19 protein-coding genes are annotated in these 21,063 nt (G+C 73.3%); 12 read left to right on the forward strand and 7 right to left on the reverse strand.

The genetic code is table 11. The annotated features are described in order from the left end of the window. The coding region (locus tag LCD31_RS23325; protein ID WP_224961273.1) for an ROK family transcriptional regulator at positions 1–1,253 on the reverse strand (1,253 nt) is incomplete at its 3' end. Positions 1,254–1,446: 193 nt separating this feature from the next. Here LCD31_RS23325 and LCD31_RS23330 point away from each other — a divergent pair. Genes LCD31_RS23330 through LCD31_RS23340 form a run of 3 tightly spaced genes read left to right on the forward strand, consistent with a single transcriptional unit; the run spans position 1,447 to position 4,447 of the window. Further along, entirely contained in the window at positions 1,447–2,766 is a 1,320-nt protein-coding gene (locus tag LCD31_RS23330; protein WP_224961275.1) for an extracellular solute-binding protein, read from the forward strand. Beyond that, the gene (locus tag LCD31_RS23335) at positions 2,766–3,632 is read left to right on the forward strand and encodes a carbohydrate ABC transporter permease (protein WP_224961277.1); all 867 of its coding nucleotides are present in this window, start codon (positions 2,766–2,768) and stop codon (positions 3,630–3,632) included. Before LCD31_RS23330 ends, LCD31_RS23335 begins: the two co-directional genes overlap by 1 nt. Continuing rightward, positions 3,629–4,447 carry a carbohydrate ABC transporter permease gene (locus LCD31_RS23340; protein WP_224961279.1) on the forward strand — a complete coding sequence of 273 codons (819 nt, stop codon included), beginning with the start codon at positions 3,629–3,631 and terminating at the stop codon, positions 4,445–4,447. The genes LCD31_RS23335 and LCD31_RS23340 overlap by 4 nt, the downstream gene beginning before the upstream one ends. A 93-nt stretch (positions 4,448–4,540) precedes the next feature. On the opposite strand, the gene LCD31_RS23345 is transcribed toward LCD31_RS23340, so the two are convergent. The 3 genes from LCD31_RS23345 to LCD31_RS23355 all read right to left on the reverse strand — a co-directional run bounded on the left by LCD31_RS23345 (position 4,541) and on the right by LCD31_RS23355 (position 8,050). After that, positions 4,541–4,714 carry a hypothetical protein gene (locus LCD31_RS23345; protein WP_224961281.1) on the reverse strand — a complete coding sequence of 58 codons (174 nt, stop codon included), beginning with the start codon at positions 4,712–4,714 and terminating at the stop codon, positions 4,541–4,543. Between the two features lie 402 nt (positions 4,715–5,116). Next, a complete protein-coding gene (locus LCD31_RS23350) occupies positions 5,117–6,937 on the reverse strand; it encodes a phosphoenolpyruvate carboxykinase (GTP) (RefSeq protein WP_224961283.1) in 1,821 nt (606 codons plus the stop codon). 405 nt (positions 6,938–7,342) lie between these two features. Beyond that, positions 7,343–8,050 carry a DUF6802 family protein gene (locus LCD31_RS23355; RefSeq protein WP_224961285.1) on the reverse strand — a complete coding sequence of 236 codons (708 nt, stop codon included), beginning with the start codon at positions 8,048–8,050 and terminating at the stop codon, positions 7,343–7,345. A 125-nt stretch (positions 8,051–8,175) separates the two neighbouring features. Here LCD31_RS23355 and LCD31_RS23360 point away from each other — a divergent pair, with 125 nt between their 5' ends. Next, complete coding sequence (locus LCD31_RS23360) at positions 8,176–9,117, forward strand: NADP-dependent oxidoreductase (protein WP_224961287.1); 942 nt, start codon at positions 8,176–8,178, stop codon at positions 9,115–9,117. A gap of 4 nt (positions 9,118–9,121) precedes the next feature. Here LCD31_RS23360 and LCD31_RS23365 read toward each other — a convergent pair whose 3' ends face one another. Then, positions 9,122–10,993 (reverse strand): dynamin family protein, encoded by a 1,872-nt coding sequence (locus tag LCD31_RS23365; RefSeq protein WP_224961289.1) that lies wholly within the window; start codon positions 10,991–10,993, stop codon positions 9,122–9,124. Between the two features lie 372 nt (positions 10,994–11,365). Between LCD31_RS23365 and LCD31_RS23370 the strand changes: the two genes are divergently transcribed. Then, positions 11,366–11,566 carry a hypothetical protein gene (locus LCD31_RS23370; RefSeq protein WP_224961291.1) on the forward strand — a complete coding sequence of 67 codons (201 nt, stop codon included), beginning with the start codon at positions 11,366–11,368 and terminating at the stop codon, positions 11,564–11,566. Here the strand turns inward: LCD31_RS23370 and LCD31_RS23375 are convergent. Both LCD31_RS23375 and LCD31_RS23380 read right to left on the reverse strand, forming a co-directional pair. Further along, positions 11,526–11,864 (reverse strand): nucleotide exchange factor GrpE, encoded by a 339-nt coding sequence (locus tag LCD31_RS23375; RefSeq protein WP_224961293.1) that lies wholly within the window; start codon positions 11,862–11,864, stop codon positions 11,526–11,528. The two genes, LCD31_RS23370 and LCD31_RS23375, sit on opposite strands and share 41 nt — an antisense overlap. Positions 11,865–12,015: 151 nt before the next feature. Beyond that, positions 12,016–13,512, reverse strand: coding sequence for a dynamin family protein (locus LCD31_RS23380; RefSeq protein ID WP_224961307.1), 1,497 nt, complete (start codon positions 13,510–13,512; stop codon positions 12,016–12,018). 197 nt (positions 13,513–13,709) lie between these two features. Here LCD31_RS23380 and LCD31_RS23385 point away from each other — a divergent pair, with 197 nt between their 5' ends. The 7 genes from LCD31_RS23385 (at position 13,710) to LCD31_RS23415 (ending at position 20,701) form a co-directional block, all read left to right on the forward strand. After that, entirely contained in the window at positions 13,710–14,120 is a 411-nt protein-coding gene (locus LCD31_RS23385) for a hypothetical protein (RefSeq protein ID WP_224961295.1), read from the forward strand. Between the two features lie 108 nt (positions 14,121–14,228). Then, positions 14,229–15,434, forward strand: coding sequence for a histidine kinase (locus tag LCD31_RS23390; protein ID WP_224961297.1), 1,206 nt, complete (start codon positions 14,229–14,231; stop codon positions 15,432–15,434). Positions 15,435–15,678: 244 nt separating this feature from the next. Continuing rightward, complete coding sequence (locus LCD31_RS23395; protein WP_224961298.1) at positions 15,679–17,211, forward strand: glycosyltransferase family 39 protein; 1,533 nt, start codon at positions 15,679–15,681, stop codon at positions 17,209–17,211. Positions 17,212–17,286: 75 nt separating this feature from the next. Beyond that, positions 17,287–17,943, forward strand: coding sequence for a response regulator transcription factor (locus LCD31_RS23400; protein WP_224961300.1), 657 nt, complete (start codon positions 17,287–17,289; stop codon positions 17,941–17,943). Positions 17,944–18,044: 101 nt separating this feature from the next. Next, on the forward strand, positions 18,045–18,845 hold the full coding sequence (locus tag LCD31_RS23405; RefSeq protein WP_224961302.1) for an HAD family hydrolase: 801 nt from the start codon (positions 18,045–18,047) through the stop codon (positions 18,843–18,845). Positions 18,846–19,028: 183 nt separating this feature from the next. Then, complete coding sequence (locus LCD31_RS23410; protein WP_224961304.1) at positions 19,029–19,979, forward strand: ABC transporter ATP-binding protein; 951 nt, start codon at positions 19,029–19,031, stop codon at positions 19,977–19,979. Further along, positions 19,976–20,701, forward strand: a complete 726-nt coding sequence (locus LCD31_RS23415; protein ID WP_224961306.1) for a hypothetical protein — start codon at positions 19,976–19,978, stop codon at positions 20,699–20,701. The genes LCD31_RS23410 and LCD31_RS23415 overlap by 4 nt, the downstream gene beginning before the upstream one ends. Positions 20,702–21,063 lie beyond the last annotated feature (362 nt).

The raw sequence follows: 21,063 nt of genomic DNA on the forward strand, positions 1-21,063 counted from the left end.
AGCGGCGCGGCCACCGAGGTCGGCAGCACGCCCTCCAGGTACTTGTCCTGCGGTGCGGCGCACACGTCGTGTCCCTCGCCGACCGCGCCCGCGTCCTCCCCGATCAGCGCCGAGTGCACCTCCACCGGGCGGGCTCGTGCCGCCCGCACCTGGCCCAGCAGCTGCCTGCGCACCCGCTCCCGGATGATCTCCCCGCCGTGCCGCAGCGCGGGCCCGCCGAGCACGACCCGGTCCACGTCCAGCACGCTCACCACGGTCGCCAGCGCCTGCCCCAGCCTGCTCGCGGCCTGCCGCAGCAACCGGGCGGCGGCCACGTCGCCGCGCGCCGCGTCCCGGCAGATCCGCTGGTAGGCGTCGGAGAGCGCGGCGCCGCCGGCGGCGCCGCCCGCGGCGGTCCACTCGGCGACGACGGCCCGCATCGAGCAGTAGGCCTCCAGGCAGCCGCGCTTGCCGCACGCGCACTCCTTGCCGGTGCCGGTGGGCAGGTGCCCGACCTCGCCCGCGTTCCCGCTGAGCCCCCGGTACACCTGGTCGCCGAGCACCACGCCCAGCCCGACCCCGGACCCCAGGTAGACGTAGACGAACGAGCCGGACCGCTCCGCGCCGCCCGACCACCGCTCGCCGATGGCCGCGGCGGTCGCGTCGTTGTCCATCACCACCGGCAGCCCGGCGCGCTCCTCCACCAGGTCGGCGAGCGGGACTTCGGGCCAGCCGGGCAGGTTCGGCGGGCTGAACACCCGGCGGTGGGCGTCGTCCACCGGACCCGGCACGGCGAGACCCACGCCGAGCACCCGGCCGCCCTCGACCTCCCCGTCCTCGGTGGATGCGGCCGTGGAGCGCCGCACCAGGTGCCCGACGGTGCGGGCGAGCGCGCCGACGACGGCGTCCGGGGAGGCGCCCGCGGCGACGCGCCGCGTGCTGCGCGCCCGCACCCGCCCGTCCAGGTCCAGCAGCACCCCGGTGATCCGCTCCGGATCCAGGTGCAGGCCCACCGACTGGTAGGCGTCCGGCACGACCCGCAGCATCACCCGCCGCTTGCCGCCGGTGGAGGGCGCGTGCCCGTCCTCGGTGACGAGCCCGTCGGCCATCAGCGCCCGCACGATGTTCGACATGGTCTGCGCGGTGAGCCCGGTCCTGCGGGCGAGTTCGACGCGGCTCACGCCGCCGTTCGCGCGGATCGCGTCCAGCACGACCGCGCGGTTGAACCCGCCCACCCTGGGGAGGTTGGTGCCCTGCCAGAACTCCTGCCGCATGCGGGGGCTCCCGAGGCGCTCGTGTCGTTGACTTGCTTCATCGAATGGAATTACGGTGCAGTGTGATCCTGATCTCACATCGGGCGCAAGCGCCGAGCGGGTCAGGTGATCGCGCAGCTCATCGAAGACCGGCCGGTCCCCGACCGGGGCGGCCGCGACGGCTACCGGGACGAGTCCCGCACCGGGAGGATCGATGCCTCGCCGACGATTACCCCTGGTCCTGATCGCCGCAGTGCTGGCAGCCACCGGCTGCGGCGGCGGGACGGCCGACGACCCGGACACGATCAGCGTGGCCTACCACCGCTACGGGAACTCCACGCAGGTCGACGCGTTGATGCAGCGGGTCAAGCAGCAGTACGAGCAGGCGAACCCGGGCAAGCACGTCTCGCTGGACCCGGTGGTGGCGCCCGAGGGCGAGTACCTGTCGAAGCTGCAGCTGCGGATGCGCTCCGCGAAGACCGCACCGGACGTGCTCTACGAGGACAGCTTCACCGTCAACTCCGACGTGGCCGCCGGCTACCTGGCGCCGCTGGACGAGCGGCTCGCGGACTGGGCGGACTGGGACCACTTCATCGACACCACCAAGCAGGCCGGGCGCGCCACCGACGGCCGCACCTACGGCATCCCGCTGGACACCGACACCCGCGGCATCTGGTTCAACCGCGACCTGTTCGCCCGCGCGGGACTGCCCGCCGACTGGGAACCGGACGGCTGGGACGACGTGCTCGCCGCCGCCCGCCGGGTGAAGCAGCGGTTCCCCGACGTGATCGGCCTGGACCTGCCGATGGGCAAGGCGGAAGGCGAAGCGGTGACCATGCAGACGGTGCTGATGCTGCTGCACGGCACCGAGACCGGTTCGCTGCACGACGGCAGGTGGATCGCGCCGAACGCGGGCTTCACCGAGGCGATGCGCTTCCTGTCCACCGCCGTCGGCGAAGGGCTCACCCAGAGCCGCGCGCAGATCGCCGACGCCCAGTACGACAAGAAGCTCCGCGACGACCTCACCCGGCAGGGGAAGGTCGCGATGCGGCTGGACGGCAGCTTCGCCTCCGGGCAGTGGGAATCCGCGGGCTGGCGGGACTGGGCGGAGACGATGTCCGCCGCGCCGATGCCGACGCGGGACGGCGGTGGCACCGTGTCGACGTCCGGTGGCTGGACGCTGGCGATGAGCGCTTCCGGCGGCAAGCAGGACGACGCCTTCGAGTTCCTCACGATCGCGTTGAGCCGGGACAACGTCACCGAGTACGCGCTGTCCTCCGGGAACCTGCCGTCCCGGGAGGACTCGGCGGCCGATCCGCGGCTCACCGCGGCGAACCCGCTGGCCGGGTTCTGGCTCGGGCTGCTGGAGGGCACGCACTACCGCCCGACGCTGCCGGAGTACCCGAAGATCTCCGAGGAGATCCAGCAATCGGTGCTCGACGTCGCGGGCGGCGCGGACCCGGAGCAGGTGTCCCAGCGGTGGACCGAGCAGGTGCGGCGCATCGCCGGCCCGGACGAGACCCGGGGCGGCTGATGCGCGGCGCCGTGCTGTCGCGGTGGTTGCTGCCGATGGCGCCCGCGGTGCTGCTGCTCGGCCTGTTCGTGGCGGGCCCGATCCTGTGGAGCGGTTACGTCTCGTTCACGAACGCGGCGCTGACCGGGGCGGCGGCGACCTCCCCGGAGTTCGTCGGCCTGGAGAACTTCCGCCGCCTGTTCGCCGATCCGGCGCTGTGGCACTCGGCGTGGCTGACGGTGGTGTTCACCGTCGGTTCGGCGGTGATCGGGCAGAACGGGCTCGGGCTGCTCATCGCGGTGCTGACCCGGCACCGGAACCGGCTGCTGCGCAACGCGGTCGGCGTCTCGGTGGTGTCCGCCTGGGTGCTGCCGGAGCTGGTGGCCGCGTTCGCGCTGTACGCGTTCCTGAACCCGGAGGGCACGTTGAACGCGCTGCTCGGCGCGGTCGGGTTGAGCCAGGACTGGCTGTTCAGCGCGCCGCTGCTGGCGATCGTGCTGGGCAACGCCTGGCGCGGCACCGCGTTCTCGATGCTGGTGTACCAGGCGGCGCTGTCCGAGGTGCCGACCGAGCTCACCGAGGCCGCCGAGGTGGACGGGGCGGGGGCGCTGCGCCGCTTCCGGCACGTGACGTTGCCGGTGATCCGCCGTTCGGTGCTGACGAACCTGATGCTGGTGACCTTGCAGACGCTGGGGGTGTTCACGCTGATCTACGTGCTCACCGCGGGCGGTCCGGGGGATGCGACGCAGACCTTGCCGCTGCTGATGTACGACGAGGCCTTCGAGCTGGACGAGATCGGCTACGGCGCCACGATCTCGCTGGTGCTGCTGGCGGTCGGCGCGCTGTTCGCCGTGGTCTACGCCCGCACGCTGCGGGAGGAGGTGTGAGCCGCCGGGGCGAGTCGGCGCTGGTCGGCTCGCTGCTCGGGGTGATCGCGCTGCTGTTCCTGGCGCCGCTGCTGTGGCTGCTCACCGCCGCGTTCGACGCGGAGGCGCCGCTGTCGGCGGCGGTGCCCCAGCGGTTCACGCTGGAGAACTTCGAGCAGGTGCTGGACTGGGAGACCACGATCCGTCCACTGTGGAACGGATTGCTGCTGTCCGGTGGCGCGGCGCTGATCTCGGTGCTGGCGGCGGTGTTGTGCGCCTACCCGCTGTCCCGCTACCGGTCCCGGTTCCGGCGGCCGTTCCTGTACACCGTGCTGTTCGCGACCGGGCTGCCGATCACGGCGGTGATGGTGCCGGTGTACAGCATGTTCGTCCGGCTGGACCTGGTCGATTCGATGTTCGGCACCACGCTGTTCCTGGCCGCGACCTCGCTGCCGGTGGCGATCTGGATGACGAAGAACTTCATGGACGGCGTGCCGATCAGCTTGGAGGAGGCGGCCTGGGTGGACGGGGCCTCGGCGATGCAGGCGCTGCGCTCGGTGGTGCTGCCGCTGATCGTCCCCGGCATGGGCGTGGTCGGGATCTTCACGTTCATCAACGCCTGGGGGAACTTCTTCGTGCCGTTCGTGCTGCTGCTGGACGCGGCGAAGCAGCCGGCCTCGGTGGGGGTGTTCGCGTTCTTCGGCCAGGGCGGGCTGATCGCCTACGGGCAGCTCGCCGCCTATTCGATCCTCTACACGGCTCCGGTGATCGGGCTGTACCTGCTGGTGTCCCGATCGCTGGGCGGCGCTTTCACGCTCACCGGGGCGATCAAATGACGTGTGCGGGAGCGGAAGTGGCACGAGCGGCGAGGGAATGATCTCCACTCGCCGCTCGTCCACCCGCAGATCCGCTCCTCGGGACACCGTCCATCAGGCCCGTTCCTTCTCGTCGACCGCGCCCGGACGAGCCGAGCCGAGCTCGCCTTCCGCCCGGGGCGCGGGAATCCGCACCTCGTGGTCGTCCGCGTCGTCGTGCCGGTCCGGTGCGAGCAAGACCATCACGATCGCGATCAACGCCAGCAGCAACAGCGCCGCACCCGCCATGACACACCTCCTCCCCTCGTGATCCGTTGTTCTTAGGACGTGCAGGGTGCCCGGCGGGTTCCGTTCCGTCGATCCATTTTTCGGAAGTTCCGGACCGATTCGCCGGTTTCGCGGACTGCGGTCGCGATGAATCCGCGGAATTGCGGGTTTCTTCCCGGAAATGCGGAAGGGGGGGGGGGGGGGGGGGGGGGGGGGGGGGGGGCGGGGCGGGCGGGGGCGGGGGGGGGGCGGCGGGGGGGGGCGCCGGGGGGGGGGGGGGCGGGCGGGGGCGGGCCCCCCCCGGGGGCCGTTCCCCCGGGCGGGCCCCGGGCCCGCGCAAATCCCCCCCCCCCCCCCCCCGCCCCCCCCCCCCCCCCCGGGCCCCCCCCCCCCCCCCCCCCCCCTTCTCGGGGTCGTGTCGGGTCAGGCGACGCCGAGGCGCTGCTTGAGGGCGTCGAACTCGTCCTGCACCGAGCTCGGCAGGTCCGCACCGATCGTGGCGAACCACTCCTCGATCAGCGGGATCTCCGCCTTCCACTCCTCCACGTCCACGTGCAGCGCGGTCTCCACGTCCTCGCGCGGCGTGTCCAGGCCGGACAGGTCGATCTGGTCGGCCGACGGCACCCGGCCGATCGCGGTGTCCTCGGCGGCCGCGTTGCCCTCGATGCGGTCCACGACCCACTTGAGCACGCGGGAGTTCTCGCCGAAGCCCGGCCACACGATCTTCTTGCCGGACTCGTCGCGGCGGAACCAGTTCACGTAGAAGATCCGGGGCAGCTTCGTCGCGTCCGCCGACTTGCCCATGTTCACCCAGTGCTGGAAGTAGTCGCCGACGTTGTAGCCGATGAACGGCAGCATCGCCATCGGGTCGCGGCGCACCACGCCGACCTGGCCCGCGGCGGCGGCGGTGGTCTCCGAGGACATGGTGGCGCCCATGAACACGCCGTGCTGCCAGTCGAACGCCTCGTTCACCAGCGGCACCGTCGTCTTGCGGCGGCCGCCGAACAGGATCGCCGAGATCGGCACGCCGTTCGGGTCGTCCCACTCGTCGGCGAGGATCGGGCACTGCGACATCGGCGTGCAGTAGCGGGAGTTCGGGTGCGCGGCCTTCTCGTCCGAGTCCGGCGTCCAGTCCCGCTGCTTCCAGTCGGTGAGGTGCGCGGGCGCCTCGCCCATGCCCTCCCACCAGATGTCCTTGTCATCGGTGAGGGCCACGTTGGTGAACAGCGTGTTGCCCTGCTCGATGGTGCGCATCGCGTTCGGGTTGGTGTTCTCGTCGGTGCCCGGGGCGACGCCGAAGAAACCGGCCTCCGGGTTCACCGCGTACAGCCTGCCGTCCTCGCCGAAGCGCATCCAGGCGATGTCGTCGCCGAGCGTCTCCGCCTTCCAACCGGGGATGGTCGGCTGCAGCATCGCCAGGTTCGTCTTGCCGCACGACGACGGGAACGCGGCGGCCACGTAGTGGACCTTGCCCTCCGGCGAGGTGAGTTTGAGGATCAGCATGTGCTCGGCGAGCCAGCCCTCGTCGCGGCCCATCGCGGAGGCGATCCGCAGCGAGTAGCACTTCTTGCCGAGCAGCGCGTTGCCGCCGTAGCCGGAGCCGAAGCTCCAGATCATCCGCTCCTCGGGGAAGTGGGTGATGTACTTCGTGTCGTTGCAGGGCCAGGCGACGTCCTGCTCGCCGGGCTCCAGCGGGGCGCCCACCGAGTGCAGCGCGGGTACGAACGCGCCGTCGCTGCCCAGCTTCTCCAGGACCTTCGCGCCCATCCGGGTCATGATGTGCATGGAGGTCACCACGTAGGCGCTGTCGGTGATCTCGACGCCCAGCTTCGGCTCGTCGGCCTCCAGCGGACCCATGCAGAACGGGATGACGTACATGGTGCGACCGCGCATCGAGCCCCGGTAGAGCTCGGTCATGATCGCCTTCATCTCGTCGGGCTGCATCCAGTTGTTGGTGACGCCCGCGTCCTTGCGCTCCCGGGAGCAGATGTAGGTCCGCTCCTCGACGCGCGCCACGTCCGTCGGGTCCGAGGCGGCCCAGAACGAGTTGGGCTTCTTCTCCAGCCGGGTGAAGGTGCCCGCCTCGACCAGCTCGTCGGTCAGCCGCGTCCATTCCTCCTGGGAGCCGTCGCACCACACCACCCGCTCGGGCGTGGTCAGCTCGGCGACCTCGCGCACCCACGACAGCAGGCGTGCGTGGTCGGTGGGTGCCTGGTCGAGACCTGGGATGGTCAAGGCGGTCATCGCTTCGTGTCTCCTGACTGGGCGCCACAGCCCGGAATGCTCGTCCGGCGGCGGCGGTGCCACCGGCGTGTTCAGAGAATGCTTCGCCCCACCCGCAGAACGGGAGGAGCTTGGAAAGGGATGCACCGAGGCTAACGGTGCCGGGCGCTCGCAATGGAGATCAGCTGTGTAGGTTCTCTCACAGGAACGATAAGGGGATCGATTCAGTACCCCGGTGAAGCACAGGTCTAGACGAAAATTCAGTCGCCCCCGCGCGTGGATGACCAAGGATTTCCGGCGAAGCGGACAGCCCCGCGAACGGGAGATGACGGCCGGGCGGACATCTCGTGCCGTTCCGGCGCCGATCCGGGATGCGAACAGCGCCCGAACTCCACCGGATAGGAGGAATTCGAGCGCTCGGGACCGTCAGCTCCAGGCGGCGTCCGAATCGGAGCAGGTCGTGGGCCGCTCCTGGGCGACCTGCTGCGCCTCCGGCGGCTCCGGGTCGCCGAACGTCCAGGTCGCGTCGTCGGTCGCACCGGCCGCCGGGTGCGGGGCGGGCACGTACTGGCCGTGCTGGTCGAGGGTGCCCTGCTCGACGACCGTCCACTCCCCGGCGCCGGTGTGGTGGGTGATGGTGACCTCGCCGGAGTTCCCGATCTCCACCAGCTGGTCCGCGGAACCGTCGCCGTCCACGTCGGTCACCAGCATCGTCCCGTGCTCCGTGGTGACCACCGCGGTGTCGGGGCGGCCGTCGTTGTCGGTGTCCTCGGTGGCCGGCCCGATCTGCTGCTCGCCGCCCGGGGTGTCGATGACCAAGGGTGCCCCGCCGCGCTGCCGCGGGTCGGCCGCGCCGGGGTGCTGCTCCGGCTGCTCGGCGACCCAGTCGCCGGTGGCGGCGTCGTAGCGGGCCTGGCCGACGACGGTGCCGTCCGCGTCCACCGTCTGCATCACCTCGGCGGCGCCGTCGGCGTCCTCGTCGAGGTAGGCCACGTGGCCGTCCTCGGTCAGGATCGTGACCGCGTCGTCCACGCCGTCGCCGTCGAGGTCGTAGTTCGCCTCGGCGGTGTACTCCACGCCCTCGACGGTGACCTTGATGTCGCCGTCCCCGGCACCCGTCTCCTCGATGTACATCTCGACCCCCACTTCGGCCTCGGCTCAGCGCTACGACGCAGCGTAGAGCCGTCCGGTTCCCCCGCGTCACCGGATGCGGCGCGGCGGTGGGGAATCCGGGCGGTGCGGGCGGTGTTGCGGCGGACATGGCTGTTCGCATCGTCGCCACCGCGTTCGGTGGCCCGGAAGTCCTGTCCGTCGTCGACGCCGAGGTCGCCCCGCCCGGTCCCGGCCGGGTCGTGGTCGAGGCCCGCGCGATCGGGGTGAACCCGATCGACCACAAGCTCTACAGCGGAGCGTTCGGCTCCGACCCGGCGAGGTTGCCGCTGCCCGTGGGCAACGAGCTCGCCGGCGTGGTCACCGCCGTCGGCGAGGGGGCCACCGGGAAGGCCGGTCCGATCTCGGTCGGCGACGAGGTGGTCGTGCACCCCGCGCCCGGCGCCTCGGCGAGCGAGGTGGACGTGCCCGCGAGCTCCGTCGTCCCGAAACCCGCCGGGCTGTCCTGGGAGGTCGCGTCCGGCCTGCTGCTCGCGGGCGGCACCGCGGTGCACCAGCTGTCGCTGCTCGGCGACGTCGCGGGCCGAACCGTGCTGGTGCACGGCGCATCCGGTGCGGTGGGCGTGCTCGCCGCCCAGCTCGCGATCGCCGCGGGAGCGCGGGTCGTGGGTACCGCGGGCGAATCCCGGCACGAGCGGCTGCGCGGCCTCGGCGTCGTGCCGGTGTCCTACGGGGACGGTCTGCTGGAGCGGGTGCGCGCGGCCGCGCCGGACGGCGTCGCCGGCGTGATCGACACCGTCGGCACCGACGAGGCGATCGACGTCTCGCTGGCGCTCGTCGCCCCGGACCGGGTCGTCAGCGCCGCCGCGTTCCACCGCGCCTCGGACGGGATCCGGCTCGTCGGCGGCGGTCCCGACGCGGGCCCGGGCACCGAGGTCGTCGCGGCGGCGTGGGAGCGGCTGCTGCCCGCGGCCGCCGCCGGGCGGCTGGAGCTGCCGATCGCGCGGACCTTCCCGCTGGCCGAGGCCGCCGCGGCGCACCGGCTCCTCAGCGAGGGCCACCCGGGCGGGAAGCTGGTGCTGCTGCCCTGATCCGTCATTCGGCGCGGTCGCGGAGCCCGCGGATCGCGCCGAGCAGGTGCTCGGCGCGATCTCGGCCGCTGCGGGCCTCGGCGAGCCGCTGCTCGGCGGTGTGCAACCGGCGGCTGCGCTCGGCGGCGTCCATCTTCAGCGCCTTGTCGACCTCCCGCAGCTCCGCCTCGATCGATTCGATGCGCCTGCCCAGCGCGTCGTCCAGCGCCAGCGACAGCTGCTGCTCCGCCTCGATGAGCTGCTCGGACACCAGCTGGTCCAGGGCGGAGCGCGCGTCCGCGATGGCCTCGGTGAGCCACTGCTTGAGGTGCTGCTTGTCCGCGGCGTGCTTGCGGGTGCGGGCCATCCACCACCCGGCGCCGAGCCCCAGCACGATCGTCACCGGCAGCACCACCGGGTTCAGCACGCCCACGCCGATCCCGGCCAGCGGCATCGCCGCCGCCCGGCCCACCCCGAGGCCGCCGGAGATCCCCATGAACACCAGCAGCTTGTCCTCGGCGGTCGGCGCCCGCTTGTCCGGTGGCCGCAGCGCGATGGGCGACTGCGCGCCGCGGGCGAACTGGGAGCGGATCACGTCCAGCTCCTCCGCGGAGAACAGCTCCGCCAGCGACACCTCGGCGACCTTCGCCAGCCGCGCCGACAGCAGCGCCGACACCCGCGAGGACACCATCTGCAGCGCGGTGTCCACCTGGTGTGGCAGGGCGGTGAGCGCGCCGTGCTCGGCGGTGTCGATGGCGCGGCGGAACCAGCTCTGCACCTCCCGCATCTGCCGGGTCACCTCGTGGCTGACCTCGACGCGGGTGCGCTGGATCTCGCCGCGCAGCTTCAGCTGCCAGCCGCGGGTGGAGGAGCGGCGGGAGGCGCTGAGCTCGTCGCGGCGGGCGCGCAGCGATTCGGCCTCGTCCTCGCCGACGGTGAGCGCGCGCTGCTCGGCGGCCAGCCGCACCGCCAGCTCGCCGAGCACGGTGGACAGCGCGCGCATCGTGTTGGCCTCGCCGAGCATCGCGGCCCGGCCGCCGACGAGCTGCTCCAGCGCGGAGCGCAGCTCGGCCACCCCGGACCGCTCCCGCAGCATGGTGGCGGCCTGCTCGTTCGGCGCCTGCGCGGCGAGTTCCCACAGCCGCGCCGACACCGGGTGGATCGGCACGTCCGCGAACCGCGGCGCGTGCTCGGCCAGCAGCGCGCGGTTCTCCTCCAGCACCCGGCGCCAGCCGCGGTGCTGGTCCGTCTTGGCGAGCGCGAACACCACGGTCTCCACCCGATCCGCCGCGCCGTGCAGGAAGTCCAGCTCGCCGCGGGTGAACGGGGCGGAGGCGTCGGCGACGAACAGCAGCGCGGTCGCGGCGGAGGCGGCTTCGGCGGCGAGCTCCCCGTGCACCGAGTCGAGGCCGCCGACTCCGGGGGTGTCCACGACGGTCAGCGCGGCCAGCACGTCCAGCGGTGCTTCGATCCGCAGGTGCCGCGGCGGGAGCGCGCCTTCGGGCGGCGTCGTCCGCGCGGACGCCCAGGCGGGCAGCTCGGCCACCGCGAACTCCACCGGTTCCGCGTCGGCCGGGTAGCAGGCGAGGCCGCGCCACCGCTCGCCGTGCCGGAACTCCAGGTACGTCGACGTCGCCACCGAAGCGTCCACAGGGGACAGTCCGGGGGCGTCGACGAGCGCGTTCACCAAGGAACTCTTGCCGCGGTTCGTCTCCCCGACCACGACGACGCTCGGCACCAGCGGCCGGGAGCGCCGCACCCGGTCCGCCCAGTCCGCGGCGTCCGGGTCGACCTCCCGCAGCAGGGCGAACAACCGGTCCCTGGTCTGCTTGACCTGCTGGGGCAAGGCGGTGGCCGCCACGGGCACCCCGGTCGTCGCCGGACCGGCCGAAGTCATGCGCACTCCCGTCGCTGCGTTCGGGCACCGCGTTGGGCGCGGGCCGGGCCGCCGGCCCGGATCGGCCGCGGCGCGGGCGTGAATGTACCGCCCACCGGCGCGCGCCCGGTCCGCTTCCCGCGCGGTCCACCCGACCCGACCAGCTCGCGGGGCCCGGCGCACCGCCGACGACCACCCGGATCGGGGCGGGCGGACCGTTCGCCCGCGCACCGGGTCCGGAGGCCTCGACCGAACGGCCGGGCGCCCCGGCTCGTCCTTGGCCGGAGGGCTTAGAGCGGCCGATCCGCACGGCCGATCCGCCGGAGGGGGGTGACCAGCGATTCTGGTGTCACCTCGAACTGCGGGGCGAAGTCACCGGCAAGGAGGAACACCATGTTCACCGCACTCACCACTCTCGGCACCGTCATCGGACTCGTCCTCGCGCTCGCCGTCCTGCTGCTGATGTCGGTGAGCTCGGTGCTGCCCGACCTCGCCGAGCGCGCCCCCGACCGCGAGCGGACCCGCAAGATCTCCCGGTCCGCGGAGTTCCGGTTCAGCTCGCCGCTGGTCCCGGGCGCCACTGGTACACGGTGACGACCGGGGTGCGCAGTACCTGATCGCGGTCGGCGAAGCCCGGGACCTCGGTCTCGGCGACGATCCCGTCCAACGCGGGATCGTCGGTGGGCACCGTGCCGCCCGCCTCGTGCCGGGAGGGGTCGAACGGCAGCCCCTCGGGGCGCAGCCGCACCACCCCGATCCCGTCCAGCCCTTCGGTCAGCCGTTCGGCTACGCCGCTGCTGCGAGCCCGGTCGAGCGCGTACAGGCACAGCCTGATCAGCTCGGTGCGTTCGGACAGCGCCTGGTCGAGCGGGTCGATGTGCACGGCGGTCATGTCAGCCCCCAACTCGGCGTCCGGTTCGGCGGGTTCCTCCGCACCCCGTTCCGACGCGGTGGTCGCCCGCTCGGTTCCACGATCAGGTGAAGATCGTCGTCGAAGCCAGTCCCGCACCGCCGCGTCCCCTCCGCTCGCCGCTCGCCGGTGTTCAGCCCGGCGCCGGCACCTGACCGGCCTGCAGCTGCTGCCAGATCAGGAAGTACGCCCGGTGCACCACGAACGCGACGCGGCTCTGCGCGGGCGTCGCGCCGAACGACGCGAACGACCGCCACCAGCTCGCCCGCTCCAGCGCGAACTGCACGAGCTCGTGCCGCGGCCGTCCCGCCATCCCCAGCTGGGAGCCGGGATCCGCGCTGCCACCGATCCGCAACACCTCCGCCGCCAGATCCTCCGGCAACCGCACCGCGTCCGAGGTCACCAGCGTCAACGCCTCCAGCACCCGCAGCTGGTGCGCCTCCCGCCTGCTCAGCAGCACCTCGATCGCGTCGTGCACCCGCTGCCGCTCGCCCGGGTCACCGGATGCCTGCGCCAACGCCGTCACCGAGGCCAGCGCGGCCGCCGCCTTGATCCCGTCGGCGCGCGCACGGAACACCTCGTCCAGTCGCGTCCGCACCCCGGCCAGCCCCGAGCAGTCCAGCAGCACCCGGCGCAGCTTCCCCGCCGTGATCTCCGGATCGTCCGCGAGCACCGCGAGCGCCCGCCGCACCCCGTACAGGTCCAGCCGCTCCAGCAGCCGCTCCCGGTCCCGCTCCGGGACCGCGCACTCCCAGCCGGTGAACAGGTCCGCCGACATGAGCATCGTCAGCCGGTCCGCCTCGTCCAGCTGCGCCAGCGCCCGCAGCGCCTCCGCGTCCGCGGAGCCGAACCCGCCGGTCTCCGCGGTCTCCGCGAGCAGGCCGATCACCGGCAGCACCTCCGCGACCCGCGGCCCGAGCAGCGCGGCCTGCTCCGCGGCCAGCGCCTCCGCCGCCCGCCACACCTCGCCGCCGGAACCCGGCACCGAGTCCGGTTCGACGGTGTCCGCCTTGTTCAGCACGGCGATCGCGTTCGCCGGGCCCGCGTCCCGGCTCGCGGTGGCCGCGGTGAACGCGTCCAGCGCCTGCTGGTCGTCGGCGCGCACCGCCTGCGTCACCACGTACAGCACGGCCTCGGCACCCGCGACGGCGCTGCGCGACACCGGGTCCAGGTCGTCCGCACCCGGCTCGCGGGCGCCCAGCAGCTGTTCGGTCCGCGCCACCGACGCGGCGTCCAGCGAACCCAGGCCCGGGGTGTCGATCACCGTCAGGTCGCGCAGCACCGCGTTCGTCAGGTACGCCTCCAGGTGCGAGACCCGGTCCAGCTCGACTCCCAGCTCCGCCGGGATGCCGCCGTCGGTGTCGAACGGCACCGCCTGCTTCGACCCGTCGTGGAACACCACCTCGACCCGGTCCACCGTGCCGTACTGGAAGCGGGTCACCAGCCGGGTGCACTCGCCGACGTCGGTCGGCGCCACCCGCCTGCCGATCATCGCGTTCACCAGCGTCGACTTGCCCGATTTGATCCGGCCGGCCACCGCCACCTGCAACGGGGCGGACATCCGGTGCAGCACCTCGTCGAAACCGGCCGCGGTGCGCTCGCACACCTGGCCGCGCAACCCCGCGCACATCCGCGCGACCGACGCCGACAGCGGACCCGCCCAGCGCTGCTGCTCGACCGGCGAAGTCACCCCTGCCTCCTTGGACGCGGCCCGTGATCGCGGCCATCCTGCCACGACCCGGCGCCGAGATCGGTTTGCCCGACGATCTGTCCGGGAACCCGGCGAGTGCACGGACATGCGCACAACGCACTCGACAGCGGAATTCGGTGATACCCGTGGGAACCGGCTACACCCTCGCATTCCTGGTCATCGGCACCGTGCTGGTGTTCGTCGACGGGTGGCTGCTGCGCCGCAGCGGCACCACGTACCTCGCCGCGGTCTACCCGGACGGCAAGGTCGCGGACTCGGCGAACCAGCTGATCACGGTGCTGTTCCACTTGGCGACGCTCGGCGTGCTGGCTCTGCTGTCCACCGTCCGGATGGGCGGCGGCGATCCGTTCCACGCCCTGATCACCCGGGTCGGCGTGCTGCTGCTGGTGCTGGCGGTGGCGCACGGCATCACGATCTGGCTGCTCGCCCGGCTGCGCACCAAGCAGCGGGAGAAGGCGCTGCAGGAGGAGATCAGCGCCCGGGCCAGCGGGCACTTCGACGCGGAACCCCGCGCGGGCACCGGCTGACCCGGCCGCGGACCCCGCTCCCGGTGGGGGCTCGACTACGACCCCGGTATGACGGGAACGCGCCGCGAGGATGACGATCCGGCGGTGCTCCGCGCCTACGCTGGGCCGGTGCGGAACTGGAGCGCGTGGGCGCGGGCGCATCCGACGGCCGTGGACGGGTGGACGGCGGCGCTGCTGTTCGTCGCCTTCCTGATCTCCGAACCCGACGCGTACGGCCTGTGGCCGCGCGAACTGCCCCCGTACCTCGAACTGCTCGCCTGCGCGCCGGTCGCGTTGCGCCGCCGCGCCCCGTTGCTCGCCGCGGCCGGAGTCCTCGCCGGGGCGGTCGGGACGCACGTGGTCCTGGCGCTGCGGCCGTTGGTCAACCCGGGGCAGGTAGCGGTGTTCCTGGTGCTGTACGGGCTGGTCGTGTCCGGGCGCCGGTGGGCCGGAGCCGTGCTGGCCGTGGCGTTCAACCTGGTCGTGCTGACCGGACTGGTGGCCGTCGGCCCGCTCCCGACCGGGTGGCCGGAGCTCGCGGTGGTCAGCGCGACGCTGTTCCACCTGCTGCTCACCGCATTGCTCTGGGCGCTCGGCGAGTTCATCGCCGCCCGCCGCGCGCACCTGCGGGAGGTCGAGGACCGGCTGCGGCGCGCGGAATCCGAGCGGGACCGGCGCGCCCGCCTCGCCGTCGCCGAGGAGCGCAACCGCATCGCCCGCGAGATCCACGACGTGCTCGCGCACTCGCTCAGCGTGATGATCGCGCAGGCCGACGGGGCGAGCTACGCGCTGCGCACCGATCCCGAACTCGCCGAGCGGGCGGCCCGCACGATCGGCGACACGGGCCGGACGGCGCTCGCCGAGCTGCGCGGTCTGCTGGAGGTGCTGCGCGACCCGGCCGAGGGCGGGGCGTGGCCCCCGCCGCCGGGGTCGGTGAGCCTGCGCGAACTGGTCGACCGGGTGCGGCACCCGGACCTGCCGGTGCGGCTCGAACTCTCCGGGGACGTCGAGGACCTGCCGACGGGGCTCGGCCTCGCCGTGTACCGGATCGCGCAGGAGGCGCTGACGAACGTGCTCAAGCACGGCGGCGGAGCGGCGGTCGTGCGGGTGGACAACGACGGCCGCGCCGTCGGGCTGGAGATCAGCGACGACGGGTCGGCCTCGGCCGCCGCGCTCGCGGGAACCGGCTCGGGCGAGGGGAACGGACTGGACGGGATGCGCGAGCGGGCGGCGCTGTACGGCGGCGCGCTGACCGCGGGACCCCGGCCGGAGGGCGGTTGGCGGGTGCACGCGGTGCTGCCGCTGGTGAGCTCCGACGCGGTTGCGCCGAACTGATCGACGGTCCCGGCGCGAACGCCGCACGTCCCACCGGGCCGACCGTCGGCACGTCGCCGGGGATTCGGCCACTCGTCGACGAATCCCCCAGGCCGCCGGCCGGGCGCCCTGCGTCGCCGGGATGACCTGACGTCCTACCCCGGTGGGACGTGCGGCGGTGCCGGGTTCAACGCTCAGGCGGACGCGCGCGCAGCGGTCCGCGCCGGAGTCTGGGCCGGTCCGAGCCCCGAACCGGGAAGTGGTCATGCCGCCCGCACTCGACGAGCGTTCGCGCCTCGTTCCCCCGCCCGCACCGAGTACCGCCGCCGCGCCGTCCGCGCTGCCCGCGCTCGCCACCCGGCCGCTGCTGCTGATCGCCGCCGCCGTGACCGGGGTGCTGCTGCTCACCAGCGGCCGCTACGGGATCTACGCCGACGAGCTGTACTTCCTCGCCGCCGGGCACCACCCGGACTGGGGCTACGTCGACCAGCCGCCGCTCGCGCCGCTGATCGCGCTGCTCGCCGACACCGCGTTCGCCGGTTCGCTGCTCGCGCTGCGGCTGCCCGCCGCGCGCGCGGCCGGCGCCGGGGTCGGCGGAACGGCCCTGCTCGCGCGGGAGCTCGGCGGTGATCGCCGGGCGCAGCTGCTGGCGGGCGGGGCCTGGGCGGTCGCCGGGCAGACGCTGGGGGGCGGGCACATGCTCGCCACCGTCTCCTTCGACCCGGTGCTGTGGACCGCGGTGCTGTGGCCGCTGGTCCGCTGGGTGCGGCTGCGCGAGCAGGGCGTGCGGCAGGACCGGCTGCTGCTCGCGGCCTGCGCCTGCACGGCCCTGGCGATGCAGGTCAAGCTGCTGATCCCGGTGCTGTGGCTGGTGCTGTGGCTGGTGCTGCTGTGCACCGGGCCGCGGTCGTTGCTGCGCCGCCCGCTGCTGTGGGCCGGTGCGGCGGGCGCGCTGCTCACCGCGGCGCCGACGCTGTGGTGGCAGGCCACCCACGGCTGGCCGCAGCTGAGCATGGGCGAGGCCGTCGCCGCGGAGAGCTCCTTCGGCGTGCTCCTGCTGCCCGCCGTGGTGCTGTGCGCGGGAATTCCCGGCGGAGTGCTGGTGTGCTTCGGCTGCTGGCGGTTGCTGCGCGCGCCGGAGCTGCGGCCGTACCGCTTCCTCGGCTGGACGGTCCTCGGGGTGGCCGTGCTGGTGGCGCTGACGGAATCGCGGCCGTACTACTTGGCGGGCGCGTACGGGCTGCTGTTCGCGGTCGGTGCCGTGCAGCTCCGGGCGCGGTGGTTCTCCGCGCGGTTGTACGCGGTCTCCGCGCTGGTCGCGGTCGTGGCGACGTTGCCGGTGCTGCCGGTCGCGCTGATCCCGCGGTTCGACCTGGTGGGCACCGGCAGCGTGGGCTGGCCGGAGCTCACCGCGATCGTCGAGCGCAACGCCCGCGAGCACGCGGCACCGGTGATCGCCGAGGACTACTGGGTGGCGAGCGCGGTGCACCACTACGGCCGCACCGAGGTCCACAGCGCGAGCCGGGGGTACTGGGCGTTCGGCAAGCCCGCCGAGCACGTCCGGAACGCGATCTACGTGGGCGGACGGCGGGACTTCCTCCTGCGCCACTTCGGTTCCGTGCGGCGGGCGGACACGGTGCGCACCGGCCTGCCGTCGCTGTACGAGGGCACTCCCGTGTGGGTGGTGTCGGAGCCCCGGCGGCCGTGGGAGCTGCTCTGGCGCGACCTGTGGCACATCGGGCTCCGGCACGACGGGACGCCGTCCGGCGCGCCGCCCGCGGTCGCCGCGGACGGGTAGGGCCCGCGAGGGTTGTCACGGAGATCATCCGGGAACCGGGTCCCCGCGCCCTCCGGGCGCTTAGGGTTGGTGGCCATGATCCGGGTGCTGCTCGTCGACGACCAGGAACTGATGCGCATGGGGTTCCGCATGGTGCTCGACGCGCACCAGGACATCGAGGTCGTGGGCGATGCCGGGGACGGTGCTGAGGCCGTGCGGCTCGCCCGGCGGCTCGACCCGGACGTGGTGCTGATGGACGTGCGGATGCCGGTGCTGGACGGCATCGAGGCGACCCGGCTGATCACCGCCGACTGCGACGCGAAGGTCCTGGTGCTCACCACGTTCGACCTGGACGAGTACTCCCTGGCCGCGCTCCGCGGTGGCGCGAGCGGATTCCTGCTCAAGGACATCCAGCCGAGCGGTCTGGTGGCGGCGGTGCGGTCCGTCGCGGTCGGCGACGCGGTCGTCGCGCCCAGCGTCACCCGGCGGCTGCTGGAGCGGTTCCTGGACACCTCCACCGCCGGCGCCCGGGACCGCGCCGCGCTCGACGTGCTGACCGAGCGGGAGCGCGAAGTGCTGGCGCTGGTGGGCAAGGGGCTCAACAACCAGGAGCTGGCCGCGACCTTGCACGTCTCCGAAGCCACCGTGAAGACCCACGTCGGCCGGGTGCTGGCGAAGCTCGGCGTCCGGGACCGGGTGCAGGCGGTGATCGTCGCCTACGAGACCGGCCTGGTCCGCCTCGGCGAACGCTGAGGCCCCGCCCTGCGCGGCCCCGCCGCGCGAGATCCGGGCGAGGTGCGCGGCCGTCCGCCGGGTCGGTCCGTTCGCGCTGGTGGACGGCTAGCCTGGGCGGCGTGCCCGATCCCGCATGGAAGCCCAGGCTCGTCGCGCTCGACGTGGACGGAACGCTGCTCGACCCCGACTCGCAGACCATCTCGCCACCGGTGCGGGACGCGGTCCGCCGCGCCGCGGCCGCGGGCGCGCACGTCGTGATCGCCACCGGGCGCAGCATGCTCGGCACGGTGCCGGTGCTGCGCGAACTCGGCCTCACCGGTGGGGTCGCGCTGTGCTCCAACGGCGCGGTGCTGCTCGACGCCGCCACCGGCGACGCGCTGGCCGTGGAGACGTTCGATCCCGCTCCGGTGCACGCGCGCCTCGCGCCGCTGCTGCCCGGGGCGTCCTACGCCGTCGAGCAGGTCGGCACCGGCAGCCTCGTCACCAGCCCGTTCCGCGAGTACCAGCTGCACGGGCCGCAGCGGCTCGCCTCCCTCGACGAACTGGTCTCGGCACCCGTGCCGCGGCTCATCGCGAACTGGGAGGACCACGCGCCGCAGGAGGTCTTCGACGCGCTCGCCGACGCCGAGCTCCCCGGCTGCACCACCACCATCGACCACTACGAACCGTGGGTGACGGTGGTGCCCGCCGGCGTCACCAAGGGCGCCGCGCTGGAGAAGCTGCGCACCGAGCTCGGAGTGTCCACCGAGGACACCTTCGCGGCCGGTGACGGCACCAACGACGTGCAGATGCTGCGCTGGGCCGCGCACAGCGTCGCGATGGGCCAGGCCCCGGACGAGGTGCGCGCCGCCGCCACCGAGGTCACCGGACCCGTCACCGAGGACGGCGTGGTCGCCGCGCTCGCCCGCTGGTTCCCCTGAGCGCGACGGCTGGTCGAACGGCCCGCGGGTAGTACGCAAGAACTACGCGAGCACCTGCCGGAACGGGCCGAACGGCTCAGCCGCCGTGGCCGGACGACCGAGGTGCCGGACCCGCCGCACCGGGCAGAGTTCACCTCGGCGCCCGGACCACCGCCGAGGCGCGCCCAGCACTCGGAGGTCACCATGATCGAGGCGGAAGGCCTCACCAAGCGGTACGGATCGAAGGTCGCGGTCAACGACCTGTCGTTCACCGCGCGACCCGGCACCGTCACCGGCTTCCTCGGCCCCAACGGCGCGGGCAAGTCCACCACGATGCGCATGATCCTCGGCCTGGACCGGCCGACCTCGGGCACCGTGCGCGTCGACGGCAAGCAGTACCGCGAGCTGCGCGAACCGCTGCGCACCGTCGGCGCGCTCATCGACGCCAAGTGGGTGCACCCGAACCGTTCCGCGCACGCCCACCTGCGCTGGCTCGCCCGGTCCAACCGGATCCCGGTCAGCCGCGTCGACGAGGTCCTCGACATGGTCGGGCTCGGCGAGGTCGCGGGCAAGCGCGCCGGCGGGTTCTCCCTCGGCATGTCGCAGCGGCTCGGCATCGCCGCCGCCCTGCTCGGCGACCCGAAGATCCTGCTGTTCGACGAGCCGGTCAACGGGCTCGACCCCGAAGGCATCCACTGGATCCGCCGCTTCATGCGCAGGCTCGCCGACGAGGGCCGCACCGTGTTCGTCTCCAGCCACCTGCTCACCGAGATGTCGCTGACCGCCGAGCAGCTCGTCGTGGTCGGCAAGGGCGAGCTGATCGCCCAGTGCAGCACCGACGAGTTCGTCGCGGGCGCCGGGCTCACCTCGCTGACCGTCCGCTCCCCGCAGGCCGCGCGGCTGCGCGACCTGCTCACCGCCGACGGCGTCCTCACGAAGCCCGCCGACCCGACGACGCCCGACACGATCGTCGTCACCGGCGCCGAGAGCGACCGGGTCGGCGAGATCGCCGCCAGGCACGGCGTCGTGCTGCACGAGCTGTCCCCGCAGCGCGGCTCGCTCGAAGAGGCGTTCATGCAGATCACCGGGGACGCCGTGGAATACCAGACCGATTTCGGCGACGCGCTCGCCACCGCTGGGAGGGACGCCCGATGACGCTGTTCGCCGTGGAACGCACCAAGCTGTTCTCCACCCGGTCGCCCTGGTGGTGCGCGGCGCTCGCCGTCGGGCTGCCCATCGCCTTCACCGGTGCCATGGCCGCCTCCGCCGACGAGGGACTCTCCGTCAGCGGGGCCATGTCCGGCCACCAGTTCGGGCTGATGGTCGTGCTCGTGATGGCCGTGCTGGCGATCACCACCGAATACCGCTTCGGCACCATCCGCGCCACGTTCCAGGCCGTGCCCGACCGGGCCTCGGTGCTGCTGTCGAAGGCCGCCGTCGTCGGCGTCACCGGCTTCGTGCTGGGCGAGCTGGCCGGTTTCGGTTCCTGGGGGCTCGCCCAGCTGCTCGCCCCCGGGCCCGAGCTGGCGCTGGACAGCGCCGACCGGATCCGCGAGGTCGCGGGCGCCGGCCCGGTGTTCGCGGTGACCGCCGTGCTCGCCCTCGGTGTCGGGACGCTGCTGCGGCAGACCGCGGGCGCGGTGACGCTGCTGATCGTGTGGGTGCTGCTCGGCGAATCGCTCATCGCGCTCATCCCCAACATCGGTTCCGACCTGGTGCAGTGGATGCCGTTCAACGTCGGCAGCCGCTTCCTGACGACCTTCGACGACCCGAGCTCGGTGCCGCTGGGGCCGTGGGCCTCGCTGGCGTACTTCGCGGCGTTCGCGGTGGTCTCGCTCGGCGCGGCGATCTTCGCGGTGCGGCGCCGGGACGCCTGAGCGGCGGATGCGGCGGACGCCACGGCGTTACCCGGCCCGCCCGAGAGGCTGATCACGCCGGAAGATAAGATCTCGGCAAGATCGAGCCGTGATCGCAGTTCCGACCGGAAACCGCTTCGGCCGCACCATCGGCCGTCCTCCGGGGCATCGGAACCCGACCGCGGCGGATCAGGGACCAAGGTGCCGGGCCCGGCTCGACACCTCCGGGGCGGTCCAGCGTTCGCGAGGCGCGAAGACCGTGCGGCACAACAGAATCGACCGACTGCACCAGCGCTCGGGGGCGCCGGCGGTCGGGTTCCGATGCCCCGGAGGACGGCCGATGGTGCGGCCGAAGCGGTTTCCGGTCGGAACTGCGATCACGG

It is taken from the genome of Saccharopolyspora sp. 6M (assembly GCF_020176775.1).
In the GTDB taxonomy this organism is placed as follows: Bacteria; Actinomycetota; Actinomycetes; order Mycobacteriales; family Pseudonocardiaceae; genus Saccharopolyspora_C; species Saccharopolyspora_C gregorii.

Excerpts from the sequence above, each read along its gene's own strand:
- LCD31_RS23355 (WP_224961285.1), bottom strand. The coding sequence starts at position 8,050 with ATGTACATCGAGGAGACGGGTGCCGGGGACGGCGACATCAAGGTCACC.
- LCD31_RS23415 (WP_224961306.1), top strand. The coding sequence starts at position 19,976 with ATGACGCTGTTCGCCGTGGAACGCACCAAGCTGTTCTCCACCCGGTCG.
- LCD31_RS23330 (WP_224961275.1), top strand. The coding sequence starts at position 1,447 with ATGCCTCGCCGACGATTACCCCTGGTCCTGATCGCCGCAGTGCTGGCA.
- LCD31_RS23380 (WP_224961307.1), bottom strand. The coding sequence starts at position 13,512 with ATGTGCGCGGGGTTGCGCGGCCAGGTGTGCGAGCGCACCGCGGCCGGT.
- LCD31_RS23335 (WP_224961277.1), top strand. The coding sequence starts at position 2,766 with ATGCGCGGCGCCGTGCTGTCGCGGTGGTTGCTGCCGATGGCGCCCGCG.
- LCD31_RS23395 (WP_224961298.1), top strand. The coding sequence starts at position 15,679 with ATGCCGCCCGCACTCGACGAGCGTTCGCGCCTCGTTCCCCCGCCCGCA.
- LCD31_RS23400 (WP_224961300.1), top strand. The coding sequence starts at position 17,287 with ATGATCCGGGTGCTGCTCGTCGACGACCAGGAACTGATGCGCATGGGG.
- LCD31_RS23345 (WP_224961281.1), bottom strand. The coding sequence starts at position 4,714 with ATGGCGGGTGCGGCGCTGTTGCTGCTGGCGTTGATCGCGATCGTGATG.
- LCD31_RS23370 (WP_224961291.1), top strand. The coding sequence starts at position 11,366 with ATGTTCACCGCACTCACCACTCTCGGCACCGTCATCGGACTCGTCCTC.
- LCD31_RS23360 (WP_224961287.1), top strand. The coding sequence starts at position 8,176 with ATGGCTGTTCGCATCGTCGCCACCGCGTTCGGTGGCCCGGAAGTCCTG.
- LCD31_RS23410 (WP_224961304.1), top strand. The coding sequence starts at position 19,029 with ATGATCGAGGCGGAAGGCCTCACCAAGCGGTACGGATCGAAGGTCGCG.
- LCD31_RS23365 (WP_224961289.1), bottom strand. The coding sequence starts at position 10,993 with ATGACTTCGGCCGGTCCGGCGACGACCGGGGTGCCCGTGGCGGCCACC.
- LCD31_RS23350 (WP_224961283.1), bottom strand. The coding sequence starts at position 6,937 with ATGACCGCCTTGACCATCCCAGGTCTCGACCAGGCACCCACCGACCAC.
- LCD31_RS23375 (WP_224961293.1), bottom strand. The coding sequence starts at position 11,864 with ATGACCGCCGTGCACATCGACCCGCTCGACCAGGCGCTGTCCGAACGC.